Origin of the sequence: Micromonospora sp. DT227 (assembly GCF_049841835.1) — a bacterium.
Taxonomy (GTDB): Bacteria; Actinomycetota; Actinomycetes; order Mycobacteriales; family Micromonosporaceae; genus Micromonospora.
Map to the genome: position 1 here is coordinate 294990 of NZ_JBNCLA010000003.1, position 16825 is coordinate 311814.

The 16825-nt window shown below is 72.5% G+C and carries 15 protein-coding genes; 5 read left to right on the forward strand and 10 right to left on the reverse strand.

Features of this window, described 5'->3' with window-relative positions; genetic code table 11:
• Positions 1–305 precede the first annotated feature (305 nt).
• Positions 306–653 (reverse strand): cupin domain-containing protein, encoded by a 348-nt coding sequence (locus tag ACLQ2W_RS13625; protein WP_425786704.1) that lies wholly within the window; start codon positions 651–653, stop codon positions 306–308.
• 85 nt (positions 654–738) lie between these two features.
• Here ACLQ2W_RS13625 and ACLQ2W_RS13630 point away from each other — a divergent pair, with 85 nt between their 5' ends.
• Positions 739–1350, forward strand: coding sequence for a TetR/AcrR family transcriptional regulator (locus tag ACLQ2W_RS13630; protein ID WP_425786705.1), 612 nt, complete (start codon positions 739–741; stop codon positions 1348–1350).
• Positions 1351–1446: 96 nt separating this feature from the next.
• Here ACLQ2W_RS13630 and ACLQ2W_RS13635 read toward each other — a convergent pair whose 3' ends face one another.
• The 9 genes from ACLQ2W_RS13635 to ACLQ2W_RS13675 form a co-directional block, all read right to left on the reverse strand.
• Positions 1447–2448 carry a hypothetical protein gene (locus tag ACLQ2W_RS13635; RefSeq protein ID WP_425786706.1) on the reverse strand — a complete coding sequence of 334 codons (1002 nt, stop codon included), beginning with the start codon at positions 2446–2448 and terminating at the stop codon, positions 1447–1449.
• Between the two features lie 265 nt (positions 2449–2713).
• On the reverse strand, positions 2714–3634 hold the full coding sequence (locus ACLQ2W_RS13640; protein WP_425786707.1) for an ROK family protein: 921 nt from the start codon (positions 3632–3634) through the stop codon (positions 2714–2716).
• Positions 3631–5082 carry an argininosuccinate lyase gene (locus tag ACLQ2W_RS13645; protein ID WP_425786708.1) on the reverse strand — a complete coding sequence of 484 codons (1452 nt, stop codon included), beginning with the start codon at positions 5080–5082 and terminating at the stop codon, positions 3631–3633. Before ACLQ2W_RS13645 ends, ACLQ2W_RS13640 begins: the two co-directional genes overlap by 4 nt.
• Positions 5079–6050: an amidohydrolase family protein gene (locus ACLQ2W_RS13650; protein ID WP_425786709.1), complete on the reverse strand. Its 972-nt coding sequence runs from the start codon at positions 6048–6050 to the stop codon at positions 5079–5081. Before ACLQ2W_RS13650 ends, ACLQ2W_RS13645 begins: the two co-directional genes overlap by 4 nt.
• On the reverse strand, positions 6047–6865 hold the full coding sequence (locus ACLQ2W_RS13655) for a creatininase family protein (protein WP_425786710.1): 819 nt from the start codon (positions 6863–6865) through the stop codon (positions 6047–6049). Before ACLQ2W_RS13655 ends, ACLQ2W_RS13650 begins: the two co-directional genes overlap by 4 nt.
• A complete protein-coding gene (locus ACLQ2W_RS13660; RefSeq protein WP_281942051.1) occupies positions 6862–8646 on the reverse strand; it encodes an ABC transporter permease in 1785 nt (594 codons plus the stop codon). Before ACLQ2W_RS13660 ends, ACLQ2W_RS13655 begins: the two co-directional genes overlap by 4 nt.
• 55 nt (positions 8647–8701) lie before the next feature.
• A complete protein-coding gene (locus tag ACLQ2W_RS13665) occupies positions 8702–9775 on the reverse strand; it encodes an ABC transporter ATP-binding protein (RefSeq protein WP_425786711.1) in 1074 nt (357 codons plus the stop codon).
• 109 nt (positions 9776–9884) lie between these two features.
• Positions 9885–10934, reverse strand: a complete 1050-nt coding sequence (locus tag ACLQ2W_RS13670) for an extracellular solute-binding protein (protein ID WP_425786712.1) — start codon at positions 10932–10934, stop codon at positions 9885–9887.
• 38 nt (positions 10935–10972) lie between these two features.
• Positions 10973–12136 carry an ROK family protein gene (locus tag ACLQ2W_RS13675; protein WP_425786713.1) on the reverse strand — a complete coding sequence of 388 codons (1164 nt, stop codon included), beginning with the start codon at positions 12134–12136 and terminating at the stop codon, positions 10973–10975.
• A 394-nt stretch (positions 12137–12530) separates the two neighbouring features.
• Here ACLQ2W_RS13675 and coaD point away from each other — a divergent pair, with 394 nt between their 5' ends.
• The 4 genes from coaD (at position 12531) to ACLQ2W_RS13695 (ending at position 16814) form a co-directional block, all read left to right on the forward strand.
• Entirely contained in the window at positions 12531–13082 is a 552-nt protein-coding gene (gene coaD / locus ACLQ2W_RS13680) for a pantetheine-phosphate adenylyltransferase (RefSeq protein ID WP_425786714.1), read from the forward strand.
• A gap of 48 nt (positions 13083–13130) precedes the next feature.
• Positions 13131–13385 carry a hypothetical protein gene (locus ACLQ2W_RS13685; RefSeq protein WP_425786715.1) on the forward strand — a complete coding sequence of 85 codons (255 nt, stop codon included), beginning with the start codon at positions 13131–13133 and terminating at the stop codon, positions 13383–13385.
• Between the two features lie 168 nt (positions 13386–13553).
• Positions 13554–15776, forward strand: a complete 2223-nt coding sequence (locus tag ACLQ2W_RS13690; RefSeq protein WP_425786963.1) for a ricin-type beta-trefoil lectin domain protein — start codon at positions 13554–13556, stop codon at positions 15774–15776.
• A gap of 147 nt (positions 15777–15923) precedes the next feature.
• Complete coding sequence (locus tag ACLQ2W_RS13695) at positions 15924–16814, forward strand: SGNH/GDSL hydrolase family protein (RefSeq protein WP_281942067.1); 891 nt, start codon at positions 15924–15926, stop codon at positions 16812–16814.
• Positions 16815–16825 lie beyond the last annotated feature (11 nt).

A 16825-nucleotide genomic window follows, 5' to 3' on the forward strand; every position in this document is an offset into this window, starting at 1 on the left:
CCCCAGCCCTGACCCACCCCTACCCCCTCCACCCCAAACAGCCTCTTTCACGGAAAGCGGGGCGGGTTCCGCGGGCTGAGCCCCCCATTACCGGGTAAAGCGGCGCGGGGGGGGGGGGCCCCGGGGGGGGGGGGGGGGCCCCCCCCCGCCCGCCTCCTTCGGGTCCGGGTCCGCGGTGCACGCCGTGAGCACAAGGGCAGCGCAGCAGATGACCGCTGCCGAGATCGGACGGTGCTTCATCATCGCTACCAATCATTCGTCGGTCGGCGGTCGCCGGCCTTGATCACTTCCGGCGGCACGGAGGGTCAGTTGGCGCTGGGACCGAGCGCGGAACCGCTGGTCCCGGACGGGGCGGGCTCCTTCAGCTCGACGAAGATCGCGTGCGTGACGGTCTCGCCGATGTTCTCTCCCGCGTGCTCCTGGGCGGCGACCCACCGGACGCCCCCGGCGGGAATGTCCACTTCGACCTGGCGACCGCCGGCCGTGATCCGCCGCTGGAACGAGGTCACCGGGTACATGACCGTGTCCGGGTGTCGGTGCGGATGTGTCCTGGAGCCGGGCCCGTCCTTGTATTCCAGCACCCGGACCCGGGCGTTCTCGAAGATCACTTTGTAGAGCTCAGGGTCGGTGATGGCGGGGTCTGCACTGTCCACGGTCGCCTCGCTTCGTCCACGCCCATGCTGGCAGCGGCGGTGATATGGGACTCAAGTCCCATGGGACGACGGTACCATGATGAGAATGGCGATACCATATGAGGCGACCGGCCGCCGCGAACAGAAGGCACGCACCCGAGCCGCGTTGGTCGCCGCCACCCGCGAGCTGCTGGCCGAGGGGGCCATGCCGACGGTGGAGGATGCCGCGGCCCGGGCCGGGATCTCCCGCACGACCGCCTACCGATACTTCCCGAACCAACGCAGCCTGTTCGCCAGCACGCATCCGGAGATCCAGCAGCGGTCCCTGCTGCCCGACGGCGCGCCGGATGACCCGTCCGTCCGACTCGACCTCGTGATGCGGGAGTTCACCCGCACCACCACGCAGTGGGAGCCGGAGCTGCGGACCTCCCTCCGGCTGTCCCTGGAGCCCGGGGCCGCGCAACCCCAGCTACGCAAGGGTCAAGCCATCGTGTGGATCGAGGACGCCCTGTCTCCGTTGCGCGACACCCATCCGGGAGTCGACATCCACCGACTCGCCGTGGCGATCCGATCCGCGACCGGCATCGAGTCGCTGGTCTGGCTCGTCGACATCGCGGGCCTGTCCCGCGCCGAGGCGACCGAACTCATGAGTGGGACGGCCCGCGCCCTGCTGCGCGCGGCGCTCGCCGACGAGGCAGAGCACCGGCGGTACGCCTAGGCCATCCCGGCGCCCTCGCCCAACACCCCGGGGCCGGAAAGGAGGGGGCCCCGCTTAACGCATTATGCATAAGCGGGGCCCCCGGTTAACACCTGCCTACTTGAGGAAGCGGTCGAGCGCCGCCTCCATGGTGCCGCTGTCCGGCGCCGCGTACGACTTCATCGTCACCTTGTTGTAGGAGATGAAACTCGGGCAGCGGGCGGCCGGCGCGGTCACGGTGCCGCCGTCGCCGATCTTCTCGCCGGTCTTCGCCGCGTGGAACGTCAGCGTGTACCGGGAGGAGATGTAGTCGACCGTGACGGCCTTGCCGTCGCTGGCCTTGTACTGGCACTTCTTCGGCGTGCCCTCGCTGCCGTCGACCATCTTGAGGCAGCCGATCACCGACACGGTGGCGAAGTCCGCCGACTTGGCGTAGTACGGCTTCTCCGAACTGAAGGACTTCTGCGACCAGTACGACGGCCGGTCCGGGGAGTTCGAGAAGACGTACGCCTTCGCGTTCGCCGGGGTGGTGTACGGGGCGGCGTTGAGGATCGCCCCGCCGTCGCAGACCGCGGACATCTCGCTGGAGTAGCGGGCGGTCAGCGCGTCGTTGTTGGACGGCTCGTCCGGCCCGGTCGACTCCGGCGCGGACTCGGTCGGGCCGGGCGTCGAGGCGCCGGGCCCGGGAGTCGCGCTGCCGGACGCGATCGGCGTCGGGTCGTCCTTGTCGTCCCCGCCGAACGCGACGTAGGCGAGCCCGCCGCCGCAGCACAGCAGCGTGAGCGTCACCGCGCCGGCGGCGAGGCCGACGATCAGGCCCTTCTTCGACTTGGCCGGCGGCGGGACCGGCGCGAACGGCGCCGGCGGGGGATAGCCGGGCTGCCCCTGGTACGGCGCACCCGGCTGGGCGCCGAACGGCGCACCGGAGGCCGGCTGCGTGCCGTAGGGCGCGCCGGACGCGGGCGGCGTGCCGTACGGGGCACCCGACGCCGGAGGCTGGCCGTAGGGCGCGCCGGAGGCCGGCTGCTGGCCGTAGGGCGCGTTGGGGTCGGGCTGGTTGCCCCACGCTCCGGCGTTCGGGTCCGGATAACCTCCGTAGGGAGGGTGATTGTCACTCATCTGAGGTTCTTCCACCTGTCGTCCGTGGTTCCGGCGATCAACCACCCCGCAGCGTAATGACGGGTGCAAATCCGCGATCACCGAAGTTCGATCGGTCTTCACCACCGGTGCCGGGTCGGTTCCGGTGCGTGCCCGGCGCGGCGCGTGGCCCGTTCGGCAACCGCGCCCCACCAGGCCGGATCCGTTGCGGCACAACGGATGTCGGCGTCGGGGCCGATCAGCGAGGGTATACGAAAACGTGACACACGCTACATCGGTAATGCGCTCAGTGTGGGACGGGCACCGTGTCCCGGGCCAGCGCCAGCGCGCCGTACAACGCCGAGTCGTCGGCGAAGCGGGAACGCACCACGTCGGGCGGGTGCGGCAGCGCCTCGGTCAGCCGGTCGACGAGCATCCGCCGGATCACCACGCTGCGCGTCACGCCGCCGACCAGCACGATCCGCTGCGGATCGAGCAGCAGGCAGCAGGTCACCAGCGTCCGGGCCGCCTCGTCGACCCGGGCGGCCAGCGCGTCGCGCGCCGCGCCCGGCGTCTCGGCCGCGGCGGCGAGGCCGGCCGCCCCGTCCGGCACGCCGAGGTCGGCGGCGAGCCGGTCCAGCGCCCGGCCGGAGAAGTCCAGCTCCAGCATCGTGCCCGGCCAGGGACCGCCGGCCACCGCGTACCCGATCTCGCCGGCCGCGCCGCGATGGCCCGGCAGCACCGCGCCGCCGACCGTCACGGCCGCCGCGATCCCGGTGCCGATGCCCACCACCAGCCCGGGGTCGACGCCGCGCAGCGCGCCCAGCCGCAGCTCGGCCAGCGCGGCGGCGTTGAGGTCGTTGTCCACCGCGACCCGGGGCACGTCCAGCGCGTCGCGGACCGCGTCGGCCAGCCGCAGCCGTTCCCAGCCGGGCACGTTGGGCGCCAGGTCGATGCCGTCCGGGCGGACCACGCCGGGCGACGCCACGCCTGCGGCGGCGAGCGGGCCGCCGACCTCGCCGACCAGGTCGACGGCGAGCTTCAGCGCCCGGGACAGCGCCTGCGGCGCGCCCTGCTCGGCGTGCGTGGGCACCCGCCGGTGGGCCAGCAGCCGGCCGTCGGCGTCGGACACCCCGACCGCCATCTTCGTGCCGCCGAAGTCGATGCCGAGCAGCAGCCCCGCCGTGCCCGTGCCGGTGACGGACGGATCGGACAGTCGCACGGTCACCGCGCCCCCAGCTCGGCGGCCACGGCGTCCAGGAGGTCGTCCGCCTGGCGCAGCAACCCCCGGACGGCGCTCAGCCGGTCGGCGACCGGGTCGAGCGCGGCGGAGAGGACCCCCACCTGGGTACGGACCGCGCGGGCGCCCGGGCCGTCGGCCTGCGCCCGCTGGAGCACCAGCTCCGGCCGGACCGCGGCGGCGATGAGGTCGGCGACCGCGGCGTCGTCGAGCGCACCGGTGATCCCGTCGGCGGCGGCGCGGACACCGTCCGGGGTCCAGGTGTCCGGTCCGCCGTCGCGCACCAGCCGGCCGACGAGCGAGTGCGCGGCCCGGAACGGCACGCCGTGGCGGGTCAACGCGTCCGCCGCCGCGGTGGTGGTCGCGCCGGAGGCGACGATCTCCGCCCGGCTGGGCGGGCTCAGCGGCGCGATCTCGGCGAGGAAGCCGCCGACCAGCGTGAAGAACCGCTCGGCGCGGTCGTTGCTCTCCCAGAGCCGCACCTGCACGTCGGTGGTGGCGTTGTTGGAGTCCTCCCACCAGGCGGCGCCCACGTTGTTGAGCACCGACGCGGCGTCCGCCGCGGCCTGCCCGGCGTACGAGACGAGGTGCTCCAGCACCACCGGGTTGCGCTTCTGCGGCATGATGCTGCTGCCCTGGGTGAAGTCCCCCGGCGTGGTGACCCACTGCCAGCTCAGCCAGTCCATCAGCGTGCGGGCCAGCCGGGCGCCGGTGGCCAGCGCCCGCGCGTTGAGCGTGCCGACCCGGACCAGGTGGTCGGCGCCGGCCACCGCCTCGTACGAGTTGGTGACCAGGCCGGCGAAGCCGAGCAGCTCGGCCACCCGGGCCGGATCGATGTCCAGATCGGTGCCGGCGAACGCGCAGGAGCCCAGCGGCGAGACGTTGAGCTGGTCGATCACGTCGGCGTACGCGGCGGCCTGGTTGGTGAGCGCCTCGGCGTAGCCGGCCAGCGCGTGCCCGATGGTGGTGGGCTGGGCCGGCCGGCGGTGGGTGTAGCCGGTGATCACCACGTCGGCGTACCGGTCGGCCTGGGCCAGCGCGGTGCGGCCGGTGTCCAGCACCCGCTGGAGCACCTCGACGAGCTGGTCGCGCAGCAGCATCCGGAACACGCCGGCGTCCAGGTCGTTGCGGCTACGGGCGAGCTGCACGTCCAGTTCCGAGGTGGGAATGCCGCACGCCTCGGCGAGGCGCTTCTCCAGCAGGTAGTAGGTGTCCTCGAAGCTGCCGTCGTACGCCGGGGTCGCGGTGGTGTCGGCGCGCAGCTCGGCCAGGCCGCGCAGCAGCCGGGCTCCCCGGTCGGCGGGGATCAGCCGCTGCTCGGTCAGCATCACCACGTGCGCCTGGCTGGCGCGCACCATGGCCGGGTAGAGGTGACCGACGTGGTGGTCGTAGGTCGGGGCCAGGTGGTGGCGCTGGTAGGTGGTCAGCGTGCTCATCGGGTTTCCTTCCGGTTCGCGGTCAGGCCGAGCAGCCGCTCGGCGTTCCCGGCGAAGATCGCGCGCAGGTGGTCCTCGGGCAGGCCCAGCTCGTGGCAGACGCGGAGCTGGTCGTCGAGGTAGCGGGTGACGTAGCCGCGCGGGAACCAGGACGAGTCGCTGCCGTAGACGATGCGGTGCGGGCCGATCGTCTCGTAGCAGCGGCGGAACAGGTCCTCCAGCGTGAGCCGGTACGGCATCCAGCGCACCCACTGGTTCGAGCCGGACGTGTCGATGGAGATGTTGGGGCAGCCCCAGGCGGCGAAGAACAACTCCTGCACGTGCTGGACGCCGAAGTGCGGCACCACCACGTTCAGCTCGGGGAACCGGCGGGCCATCCGGACCAGCTCGTCCGGGCCGCCGTACCGGCCGACGGACAGACCGCCGGCGCTGCCGTAGTGACCGATGTGGATCAGCACCGGCACACCGAGACGCTGGGCGGTGGCCCAGAGCGGATCGAGGTCGGCGTGGTCGAGCGGGCCGCGCAGCAGCGGCGCGAACAGCTTCAGCCCGCGCAGCCCCCGCTCGGTGACCGCGCGCTCCAGCTCGGCGGCGGCGTCCGGGTCGTAGGGGTCGTGGTGGGCGAGGCCGAGCAGCAGGTCGGGGTGCCGGTCGACCACGTCGGCGAGCGCGTCGTTGCCGCCGCCGGTGACGAAGACCGCCCGGCGCACCCGCACCGCGCGCAGCTCCTCGGCCCATCGGTCCGCCTCGTCCTGCCAGCGCTCGGCAGGCGGCTCCGGGTCGGGGAAGCTCCAGGCCCGACGCCACTGCCGGGCGTACGGCGCGGAGCCGGCGGCCCGCACCTCGCGTTCGTGTACGCCGCCCGGGTGCATCCCGGCCGCGTCCTCGCAGGCGTGGATCGTCTCGTCGGCGCCGATGCGGAAGTGCAGGTGGAAGTCGACGACGTCCAGTCCCCGGTCGACGGTCACACGTCCTCCTGAGGTAGCGGGTCGGCGGTGGGCGGGGCCGGCATCGGGGCGGCCACCCAGGCGGCCACGATCTCGCGCAGCCGCGCGCCGGCCGTGGCGCGCACCGTCCGGCCGGCCTGCTCGGTGGCCCGCGACACGTGCCCGGACCAGCCCTGCCACGGGTCGGGGCGCGACTCGACGAGCACGTACGGGTGGGTCACCGGCAGCTTGGGGCGCGGCGGCAGGTCGGTGGCGGCGTCCAGGCGTACCGTCTTCGGCGCGAAGCCGAGCACGCCGGACGTCTCGTACGCGCCGCCGTGCCCGCGGGCGACCACGTCGCCGTAGAGCGCGCCGGTCTCCGCCGGGGTGACCAGTTGGAACCAGTTGACCAGCAGCAGGCTGGCGGTGCGCCGCCCGGAGACCCACTCCATGGCGGCCCGCACGGTGGACATGTTGGCGTCGTGGCCGTTGACCACCAGCAGCCGGGGGAAACCGGCCGCCACGATGCCCTCGATCACGTCGGCGAGGTAGCCGACCGCGATCTCCGGCCGGATCGCCACCGTGCCGGGCCAGGGGCGGGTCTGGCCGGGGCAGGCCGCGTACGCGACCGGCGGGAACAGCACGCCGCGCGGGCCGGGCCCGGGCGCGGCGCTCTCGCCGGCGAAGCCCTCGGCGAGGATGAGGTCGGCGCCGAGCGGCAGGTGCGGCCCGTGCCACTCGACGGCGCCGACCGGCAGCACCGCGAAGTCGGCCGCCGCGACGACGTCGGCCAGTTCGCCGCCGGGGACCTCGGCGGCGGGCAGCAGCCCGCCGCCGGCCGGCCAGCGGTTCGTCACGCCGTCCACTTCGTCGCCTCCCGGGCGGCCCGGCCGCCGTTCTGCAGGCGGCCGGAGACCACCATCACCACGAAGATCAACACAACCTGGAGCATGCCGTACGCGGCGGCGGTGCCGACCTCGAACGAGTACATCCGGTTGTTGATCTCCACCGAGATCGGCGCGGTCTCCGACGTGTAGATGAGCACCGAGGCGACGAACTCGCCGACGCCGTTGACGAACGCGAGCAGCGCGCCGGCCAGCACGCCCGGCAGCATCAGCCGCAGCGTGACCGTGCCGAACGCCCGCGCCCAGGACGCGCCGAGGTTACGGGCGGCCTCCTCCAGCGACGGGTCGAGCTGGGCCAGCGTGGCCGAGCTGGACCGGAACACCAGCGGCAGGAACCGCACGAAGTACGCCAGCGGCATGATCCAGAACGTGCCGATCAGCACCTGACCGAAACTGAACGCGTTGCCGGTGCTGAACGCCGAGATCAGGTTGATCGCCACCACCGTGCCGGGCAGCGCCCAGGCCAGCATGACCGCGACGTCGAGCAGGCCACGCCCGCGGAAGTCGAGCCGGCGCACCGCGTACGCGATGAGCACGCCGACCACGACGCAGCCGACGGTGGCCAGCAGGCTCATCTGGAGCGAGTTGACGATCGGCCGGTACGCGTCCGGGTCGGAGAAGATGGTGACGAAGTTCTGCGTGGTGTAGCCGGACGGGATCACCTCGGTGGTCCACGTCCCGTCCTCGGAGAACGCCACCAGCGCGATGGTCGCCACCGGGGCGAGCAGCACCACCACGGCGAGCAGCGAGGCGGCCAGCGCCAGCCAGCGGGCGAACGGGTTGGTCAGCTCGCGGCGGTGGCTGGCCACGCCCTTGGACTGCGAGCGGTAGCTGCGCCGCCCCTCGTACCAGCGCATGCCGAGCAGGAACAGCACCGAGACGACCGCCAGCACCGACGCGTAGGTCGAGGCCATCGGCAGGTCACCGTTGGTGCGGTTGATGTAGATCTGCATGGTCATGGTGCGGTCCACCCCGAACAGCAGCGGAGCGGTGTACGACGCCAGCGACGTCATGAAGACCAGCAGCGAGGCGGAGACCAGCGCCGGGGTGAGCATCGGCAGCAGCACGGTCCGCCACACCCGCACCCGGCCGGCGCCCAGGTTGTAGGCGGCCTCCTCCACCGACGGGTCCATGCCCATCAGCGCGGCGGACGTGGCCAGGTAGAAGAACGGGTACATGGTGAACGTGTGCACCACCAGCACGCCGGCGATGCCGCTGAACGGCAGCACCGGGTTCTCGGTGCCGAGGAGCTGTTGCAGCGCCCGGGGCAGGATGCCGGTCTCGCTGTAGAGGAGCTGGAACGAGATCGCCCCGATCAGCGGCGGCAGCGCCGCCGGCACCAGGATGATCGCCTCGATGAGCCGGCGGCCGGGGAACGAGAACCGCTTCAGCAGGAACGCCATGGCCACGCCGACGACGCCGCACAGGAACACGCTCGCGGCGGAGATCATCAGCGAGGTGAGCAGCGCGGAGCGGGCCACGCCGTCGCCGGTGAGGAAGCTGGCCCAGTTCTCCGGGCCGTCCACGCCGACGCTCTCGCCGAACGTGGCGAGCATCGGCTGCACCACGTAGCCGAAGAGGATCAGGACCAGCGGGAACACCAGCAGGTACGGGAACCAGCGCGAGTTGGCGTTGAGCTGCGGGCGGCGGGAGCGCCGGCCGCCCGGAGGCGTCGGGTCCTCGGTGATCGGCGGGACGGTGGCCGCGCTCGGGGTCGCGGGGATGGTGCTCACAGCGTCACCTCAGTTCGCGACTGCGGGGCTCGCAGAACCGGCTCACTCCTCGCGCTCACGCCCCCACCACCCACATCCGCTCCGGCGGCAGGCGCAGCCCGACCTGGTCGCCCACGGCCAGCCCGGCCGGGACGTCGATCGCGGCCACCTGCACCGGCTCGCCGGCCACGTCGACCAGCAGGTTGGTGGCCATGCCGGTGAACTCCAGCTCGGTGACCCGGCCGGGCAGCGCGCCCTCGTCGGTGCCCGCCCCGAGCGTGATGTGCTCGGGCCGCACGCTGACCAGCGCGGTGCCACCCTCGCGGAGCCCGTGGTCGACCGGCGCGGCGACCGGGACCTCCCAGCCGCCGGGCAGCGCCACCGTCACCCGTTCCGGGCCGGCGGTCACCACCGGCAGGCTGAGCACGTTGCTGCGGCCGATGAACCGGGCCACGAACGAGGTGGCCGGCCGGTGGTAGATCTCCTGCGGCGTGCCGACCTGCCGGACCCGGCCGGACTCCATCACGGCGATCCGGTCGGACATGGCCATCGCCTCGGCCTGGTCGTGGGTGACGTAGAGCGCGGTGGTGCCGGACTCCTTCTGGATACGGCGGATCTCGACCCGGGTCTCCTCGCGCAGCTTGGCGTCGAGGTTGGACAGCGGCTCGTCGAGCAGCAGCGTGCGCGGCCGGATCACCAGTGCCCGGGCCAGCGCGACGCGCTGCTGCTGGCCGCCGGAGAGCTGGTCGATGCGGCGCTCGCCGTACCCGGCGAGGTGGACCTGCCCGAGCGCCTCGTCGATGCGGCGCTTCGCCTCGGCCCGGCCGACCTTGCGGATCTTCAGGCCGTACGCGACGTTCTGGGCGACGCTCAGGTGCGGGAAGAGCGCGTAGTTCTGGAACACCATGCCGGTGTCGCGCTTGTTCGGCGGCCGGTTGGTGACGTCCTCGGTGCCGAACCGGATCCGGCCCGAGCTGGGGAAGTAGAAGCCGGCGACCATGCGCAGGGTGGTGGTCTTGCCGCAGCCACTCGGGCCGAGCAGGGTGAAGAACTCCCCCGCGCCGATGCGGAGGTCGACGTCGTCGACCGCCGCGGTGTCGCCGGCACGCGGGAAGCGCTTGCTCACCGACTCCAGCGTGACATCGATCATGATGTCTCTCCTTGCGTCCGGTAACCGGATCGGACCGGTGACGGGGTGGGTGGTGCGGAACGGCGACGGCGGGACGCCGGGTGCGCGCGGCACCCGGCGTCCCGGCCGGTCAGCCCTTGTTCTTGATCTGGCTGTTCCAGTGGTTGATCCACTCGGTCTCGTTCTTGCCGATCACGTCCCAGTTGACGTCCAGCGGCTTGAGGTTGAGCTGGGCCAGCCACTCCGGCTTCTCCGCGATGTCCACGGCCGGGATCTGGTAGTAGTCCTTGGCCAGCTCGGCGCGGAGCGAGTCGTCGAAGAGGAACTCCAGGAACTTCTGCGCGCCCTCGCTGTTGCCGCCCTTGACCTGGGCCAGACCGTCGACCAGTACCGGGGCGCCGGAGGCCGGCATCACGTAGCCGAACGGCATGTTGGCCTGGTTGGCCTGGAGCAGGATGTCCTGGAGGTTCCAGGCGCTCAGCGTGCCCTGCTGGCGGGACAGCTTGAGATACAGGTCGGTGGGGTTGGCGGCGTACGCGCCGGTGTTGGCGTCGAGCTTCTTCAGCCAGTCGTAGCCGGGCTGCGGGTTGCTGCCGTCCGGGGACTGTCGCACGATCATCGAGGCGTAGATCGACCGCATGGTGCCGGACGCGGCCACGTCCCGGATGATGATCTTGTCCTTGAACTCCGGCTTCAGCAGGTCGTCCCAGTCCTTCGGGGCCTGCTCCGGGGTGAGCGCCTTGTTGTTGTACATGATGACCTCGGGCAGCAGGATCTCGCCGAACCACCGGCCCTGGGGGTCCTTGTACTTCTCGTCCATCTTGTCGGCGAACGACGGCTTCCAGCCGGTGAGCAGGTCCTCGGACGCGCCCGAGGCGAGGCCCTGCTGGGTGCCGCCCCACCAGACGTCGGCCTGCGGGTTGGCCTTCTCCGCCCGAACCCGCTCCAGGATCTCCTGGGCGCCCAGGTTGAGCACCTCGACCTTGCCCTTGTACTCGGGGTACTTGGCGGTGAACTTGTCGACGACGAAGGTGGTGACCTTCTTGTCGCGGGCCGTGTAGATCGTCAGCTTCTCGACCTCGCCGGAGCCGGAGCCGGAGTCACCGGAGCCGCCGCCGCAGGCGGTGCCGGCGGCGAGGACGGTGGCGAGCGCACCGGCGAGCAGGAGTCGACGTCTCATGGGGTACCTCCGAGGGGTGTTGTGGGGGGATGGAGCGGTCAGGGAGCGGGTAGCAGGGTGGACAGGCCGGACGCGGCGGCCGAGAGCGCGTAGCTGACCGCGCCGTGCAGCACCGCCTGGTCACCGAGGACCGCGCGGCGGACCTCGGTCGGGCTGGGCGCGCCGGCGGACACCAGCGCCTGGAGCCGGTCCACGGCGGCGTCGTCGAGGTCGGCCGCGGCGCCGCTGAGCAGCACCCGGCCCGGGTCGATCACGCAGGCGCAGGAGACGATGAGCCGGGCCCAGGCGGCGAGCACCTCGGCCAGGTACGCGCCGGCCCGCTCGTCGGTGGCGGCCAGCTCGACGAGCGCCCGTACCGGCGCGGCCGGCCGTCGGCCCGGGGCCAGGGCCACCACCCGCTCGGCGATGGCGCCGGCGGACCAGCGGGCCTCGAACGGGCCGATGCCGTCGTGTCCCCGGTCGGCCGGGTCGAGCGGCAGGAAGCCCACCTCGCCGGCCGCGCCGCCGGAGCCGCGACGGACCTGCCCGTCCAGCACCAGCCCGGCGCCGATGCCGTCGGCGACGTGCAGCAGGAGCAGGTCGGCGACGTCGGTCCCGGCGCCGGCCGCGTGCTCACCGGCGGCCATCAGGTTCACGTCGTTGTCAACCACCACCGGCACGCCGAGCCGCCGCTGCACCGACTCCCCCACCGGGCGCGCCTCGACCAGCCCGACCGAGGGGGCGAGCCGGACCGCGCCGCCGGTGGAGACGCCGGGCGCGGCGATGGCCACGCCCCGCAGCGCGGGCAGCCCGTCGCCGGCCAGTTCCGGCACGGCGGTGCAGATCAGGTCGACGATGTCGCCGGTACGCCGCACCGTGCGGTGGGCGATGACGGCGCCGTCACTGTCGGCGATCTCGCAGCTGATCCGGGCCGGTTCCAGCGCGACGGCGGCGACCAGCTCGGCGCGGGGGTTGAACTCGAGGATGGCGCGGGGGCGGCCGGCCCGGGAGGCGCCGGGGCCGCGCTCGATCAGGTAGCCCTCGGCAATCAGGCCCCGGACCAGCGGGGTGAGGGTGGCGGGGCTCAGCCCGGTCAGCTCGGTCAGCTCGGCACGGGACAGCACCCGGGCCGAGCGGGCGGCGGAGATCACGCTGCTGCGCTTGATCTCCTTCGACCGCTCCCGGCTCACCGGGCTCGTCGGTGGGGTCACCACGTCTGTCACACTTCCTTCCTACGGCGAACGAACTATTGCGTCAAGTCACGATCTGGTCTCGCGGGCTCGGTACCCCGACTCGCGAACTGGACAAATGGCAGTGATGGGCGCGTCCGGGCGGGGCTGGTTCCGCCGATGCCACCACCTCGGCACCCACGATGAACCCGCCTTTAGTTCGCGTCACGAAGAAACACCGTCGCGCCCTTCTCCTGAGCGCCGTGATGACCCTGCCATTGAGGACAGTCACCCTTCCGGCCGGGGCGTCGACCAGCCGCGCGGCTCTCCGGCGCCCGGCGCCTGTCGGGCTGAGAGCAGAAACGACCCACCGGCCGCACCCTCGACCGGCCCCTGCCTCGCTCCGGCCGATCATCAGGTCGGGACGCCGGCCACCTACAGTCGTGCCATGCGGACCGACACGACCGGGACAGCCGAACCAGCGGCAGGTTCACATCCGGCGGGTTCGATTGCGGGACGTGCGCCCGTCCGGGCCGTCTACCCCGGCACCTTCGATCCCGTCACGCCCGGACACCTGGACGTGGTGGACCGGGCGCGCGGCCTCTTCGACGAGGTGGTCGTGCTCGTCGCGGTCAACGGCGACAAACAGCCGGGCAGCGGCGAGGAGCAGCGGGCCGCCGCCGTCCGGGCCGCCCTGCCGGCCGGGTGGACCACCGTCACTGTGGCGGCGTGGCGCGGGTTGACCGCCGACTACTGCCGTCGCCACGGTGCGGGAGTGATCATCCGTGGCGTGCGGAACACCACCGACCTCCAGGCCGAACAGCGGCTCGCCGGGATGAACCAGTCGTTGGGCGTCCCCACCGTCTTCCTGCCGGCGCGGCCCGAACTGGCCGCGACGTCGTCCACGGCAGCGCGGTCCGGGGACGGACACCCGCGTAGCCAGCCCCGCGCCACGCCTCCCCAGCCGCTCAACACGTTCCACCGCACGAGAGGCGTGTAGACCTTGGAAGAAAGGCGCCCCCACAGGGGCCATTTCCTACCAAGATCTATGCGAGCGCGGACCGCCGTCGACAGTCGCCCGGCCGAGCACCGGGCAGCCCACCTGGTCGACGCCGCCGGCGCCCGGCTCGCCACCGGCGATCTCACCGCCGCCGGGCGGGCGCTCGTCGACGCCGATCGGATCGCGCCCGCCGAGGTCCGGTGCCGGCCGGTCGCGCGTACCCTGCTCGCCGAGATCGCCCGGCGCGACCCGGCGGCGGCCGACGTCGCCCGGATCGCGGCGCTCATCGGCCTGACCCGCTGAGCGTCGTCGCGGGGCGGTGACCGAGCGTGTACCGAGTTCCGGAACCGTCCGATTTCATTGACTCCGGTCACTCTCACGCGGTTACGTGGCGGTAGCACCCCACCCCACCACCCCCACGGCACACGTGCCGCCCGCGACGCGTGCCGGCGACGAAAGGTGCCCGAAATGATGCGATTCGGAGCGGCGTACCGACGATGGCCCGGCCGGCTCACCGCGTGCGGCGCGGTCGCCGCCGTGCTCGGCGCGGTCGGCGCGGTCGCCGTCCTCGCCCCGACCGGGGCGTACGCCGCCAGCACCGGCTCGCTGGTGAGCGCCGCGAACGGCAAGTGCCTCGACGTGGCGAACAACTCCACCTCGGACGGCGCGACCGTGCACATGTGGACCTGCTACCCGACCGTCGCCAGTCAGAAGTGGACGCTCGCCGACGACGGTTCGGTGCGGTCCCAGGGCAAGTGCCTGGACGTCGCGAACAACGGAACCGCCGTACACATCTGGACCTGCTACGCCACGGTCACCACCCAGCGCTGGACGCTCACCGCCGCCGGGGACCTGGTCAACGCCGCGTCCGGCAAGTGCCTGGACATCCGCGACAACAACCAGGCCGACGGCGCGACCCTGCAGATCTGGTCGTGCGCCGGCTCGGCCAACCAGAAGTGGACACTCACCGGCGTGACCAACCCGACCACCCCGCCACCGACCGCCACCCCCACCGGGCCACCCCCCTCGGACACGCCGGTGACCAACCCGGACCTCGGCCCGAACGTCAGCGTCTTCGACCCGTCGATGTCGACCTCGACCATCCAGAACCGGCTGAACACGGTCTTCGCCCAGCAGGAGACCAACCAGTTCGGCAACGCCCGGTACGCGTTGCTGTTCAAGCCGGGCAGCTACGCGGTGGACGCCAACGTCGGCTTCTTCACCCAGGTCGCCGGCCTGGGCCTCACCCCGGGCCAGACCACCGTCAACGGCCGGGTGCACGTCGAGGCGGACTGGTGGCCGGACGGCTCGCAGAACGCCACCCAGAACTTCTGGCGCTCGGCGGAGGGGCTGACCGTCAACCCGACCGGCGGGCTGGAGCGGTGGTCGGTGTCGCAGGCCGCGCCGTACCGCCGGATGCACGTGCGCGGCAACCTGGCGCTCTCCGACGGCGGCTGGTCCTCCGGGGGTTGGATCTCCGACACGATCGTCGACGGGCAGATCCAGTCCGGCTCGCAGCAGCAGTGGATCACCCGCAGCTCGCAGATCGGCGGCTGGACCGGCTCCAACTGGAACCAGGTCTTCGTGGGCGTGTCGGGCGCGCCGGGCAACAGCTTCCCGAACCCGCCGTACACCACTGTCGGCACCGCGCCGGTGGTGGCCGAGAAGCCCTACCTGTACGTGGACTCGGCCGGGGCGTACCGGGTGTTCGTGCCCGCGAAGCGCACCGACACCGCCGGCACCACCTGGGCCGCCGGCGCCCCGGCCGGGCGGTCGATCTCGCTGAGCCAGTTCCAGATCGTGCGGCCGGGCGACACCGCGGCGAGCATCAACGCGGCGCTGGCCGCCGGGCGGCACCTGCTGGTCACCCCCGGCGTCTACCAGCTCGACCAGACGCTGAACGTGACCCGGCCGGGCACCGTCGTGCTCGGCCTGGGCCTGGCCACGTTCGTGCCGCGTAACGGTGTCACCGCGATGACGATCGCCGACGTCGACGGGGTACGGCTGGCCGGCGTGCTCTTCGACGCCGGCACCACGAACTCGGCCGTGCTGCTCCAGGTCGGGCCGCCCGGGTCGAGCGCCGACCACGCCGCCGACCCGACCGTGCTCTCCGACGTCTTCGTCCGGGTCGGTGGCGCGATCGCCGGTCGGGCGACGGTGAGCATGCAGATCAACAGCGACGACGTGATCGGTGACCACGCCTGGATCTGGCGGGCCGACCACGGCAACAGCGGCACGGTCGGCTGGACCGTCAACACCGGCCGCAACGGGCTGGTCGTCGACGGCGACGACGTCACGTTCTACGGCCTGTTCGTGGAGCACTACCAGCAGTATCAGACCATCTGGAACGGCGAGAACGGGCGGACCTACTTCTATCAGAACGAGATGCCCTACGACCCGCCGAACCAGGCCGCCTGGATGAACGGGTCGACCCGGGGCTGGGCGGCGTACAAGGTGGCCGACTCGGTCACCAACCACCAGGCGTGGGGGTTGGGCAGCTACTGCTTCTTCAACGTCAACCCGGCCGTGGTGAGCGCCCGCGCGTTCGAGGTGCCGGCACGCTCCGGCGTGCGGTTCGGCAACATGGTGACGGTCTCGCTGGGCGGTGTCGGCACCATCAGCCACGTCATCAACGACACCGGGGCCACCGTCGACAGCGGGCACCAGGTGACGAGCATCGTCAGCGGTCCCTGACCGGACGGGTGGCGGGCCGGCCCTCGGCAAGGGGCCGGCCCACACCCCCGACCACCCCTTAGTGAGCCCTGCTCATATTGACGAACATCACCGGCATCGGCAGACTCCCGACCACCACCACCCCTGATCCCGCTCCGGGAGGGCGCCATGAACCGTCCCCACCTGCCGCTGAGGCGTACGGCCGCACGACTGGCCGCGCTCGCCGCGGCCACCGCCGGCGTACTGCTCGCCGTCACCGCGCCCGCCAACGCCGCCGTGCCCGCCGGGCGCTACGTGGCGCTCGGCGACTCGTACACCGCCGGCCCGCTGATCCCCACCCAGGTCGACCTGAACTGCCTGCGGTCCAACCGCAACTACCCGACGCTCGTCGCCGCGTCCGCCGGGTCGTCGTCGTTCGCGGACGTGAGCTGCTCCGGCGCGACCACCGACGACATCCTGTACGGCGGCGACGGCCAGCTCGGCATCAACCTGCCACCGCAGCTCAACGCCGTCACGTCGGCCACGGCGCTGGTGACGGTGCAGATCGGCGGCAACGACATCGGGTTCTCCGGGATCATCAGCGACTGCGCGGAGGCGAGCGTCAGCAGCCCGCTCGGCTCGCCGTGCAAGGACCGGTTCACCGCCGGCGGCACCGACCAGCTCCGGGCCCGGATCGCGGCCACCGTGCCGAAGGTGACCACCGTGCTGCGCTCGGTCCGGCAGGCCGCGCCGAACGCGCGGGTCGTGGTGCTCGGCTACCCGGCGATCCTGCCGGACAGCGGGTACGGGTGCTGGCCGGTGGTGCCGATCGCCTACCAGGACGTGCCGTACCTGCGCGGGGTGGAGAAGGCGCTGAACAGCATGCTGGCCGACACCGCGGCGGCCAACGGCGCGAGCTACGCCGACGTCTACACCCCGTCGATCGGCAAGGACGCGTGCAAGAGCAGCGGCACCCGCTGGGTGGAGGGCCTGGTGCCGCAGAACTCGGCCGCGCCGTTCCACCCGAACGCCCGGGGCGAGCAGGGGATGGCCACCGCGCTGCTGGCGCACCTGAACTGAGTCAACCCCCC

Bases quoted from the DNA above. Each gene is read 5' to 3' on its own strand.
- ACLQ2W_RS13630 (WP_425786705.1), top strand. From the start codon at position 739: ATGGCGATACCATATGAGGCGACCGGCCGCCGCGAACAGAAGGCACGC.
- ACLQ2W_RS13635 (WP_425786706.1), bottom strand. From the start codon at position 2,448: ATGAGTGACAATCACCCTCCCTACGGAGGTTATCCGGACCCGAACGCC.
- ACLQ2W_RS13645 (WP_425786708.1), bottom strand. From the start codon at position 5,082: ATGAGCACGCTGACCACCTACCAGCGCCACCACCTGGCCCCGACCTAC.
- ACLQ2W_RS13665 (WP_425786711.1), bottom strand. From the start codon at position 9,775: ATGATCGATGTCACGCTGGAGTCGGTGAGCAAGCGCTTCCCGCGTGCC.
- ACLQ2W_RS13670 (WP_425786712.1), bottom strand. From the start codon at position 10,934: ATGAGACGTCGACTCCTGCTCGCCGGTGCGCTCGCCACCGTCCTCGCC.
- coaD (WP_425786714.1), top strand. From the start codon at position 12,531: ATGCGGACCGACACGACCGGGACAGCCGAACCAGCGGCAGGTTCACAT.
- ACLQ2W_RS13685 (WP_425786715.1), top strand. From the start codon at position 13,131: ATGCGAGCGCGGACCGCCGTCGACAGTCGCCCGGCCGAGCACCGGGCA.
- ACLQ2W_RS13690 (WP_425786963.1), top strand. From the start codon at position 13,554: ATGCGATTCGGAGCGGCGTACCGACGATGGCCCGGCCGGCTCACCGCG.
- ACLQ2W_RS13695 (WP_281942067.1), top strand. From the start codon at position 15,924: ATGAACCGTCCCCACCTGCCGCTGAGGCGTACGGCCGCACGACTGGCC.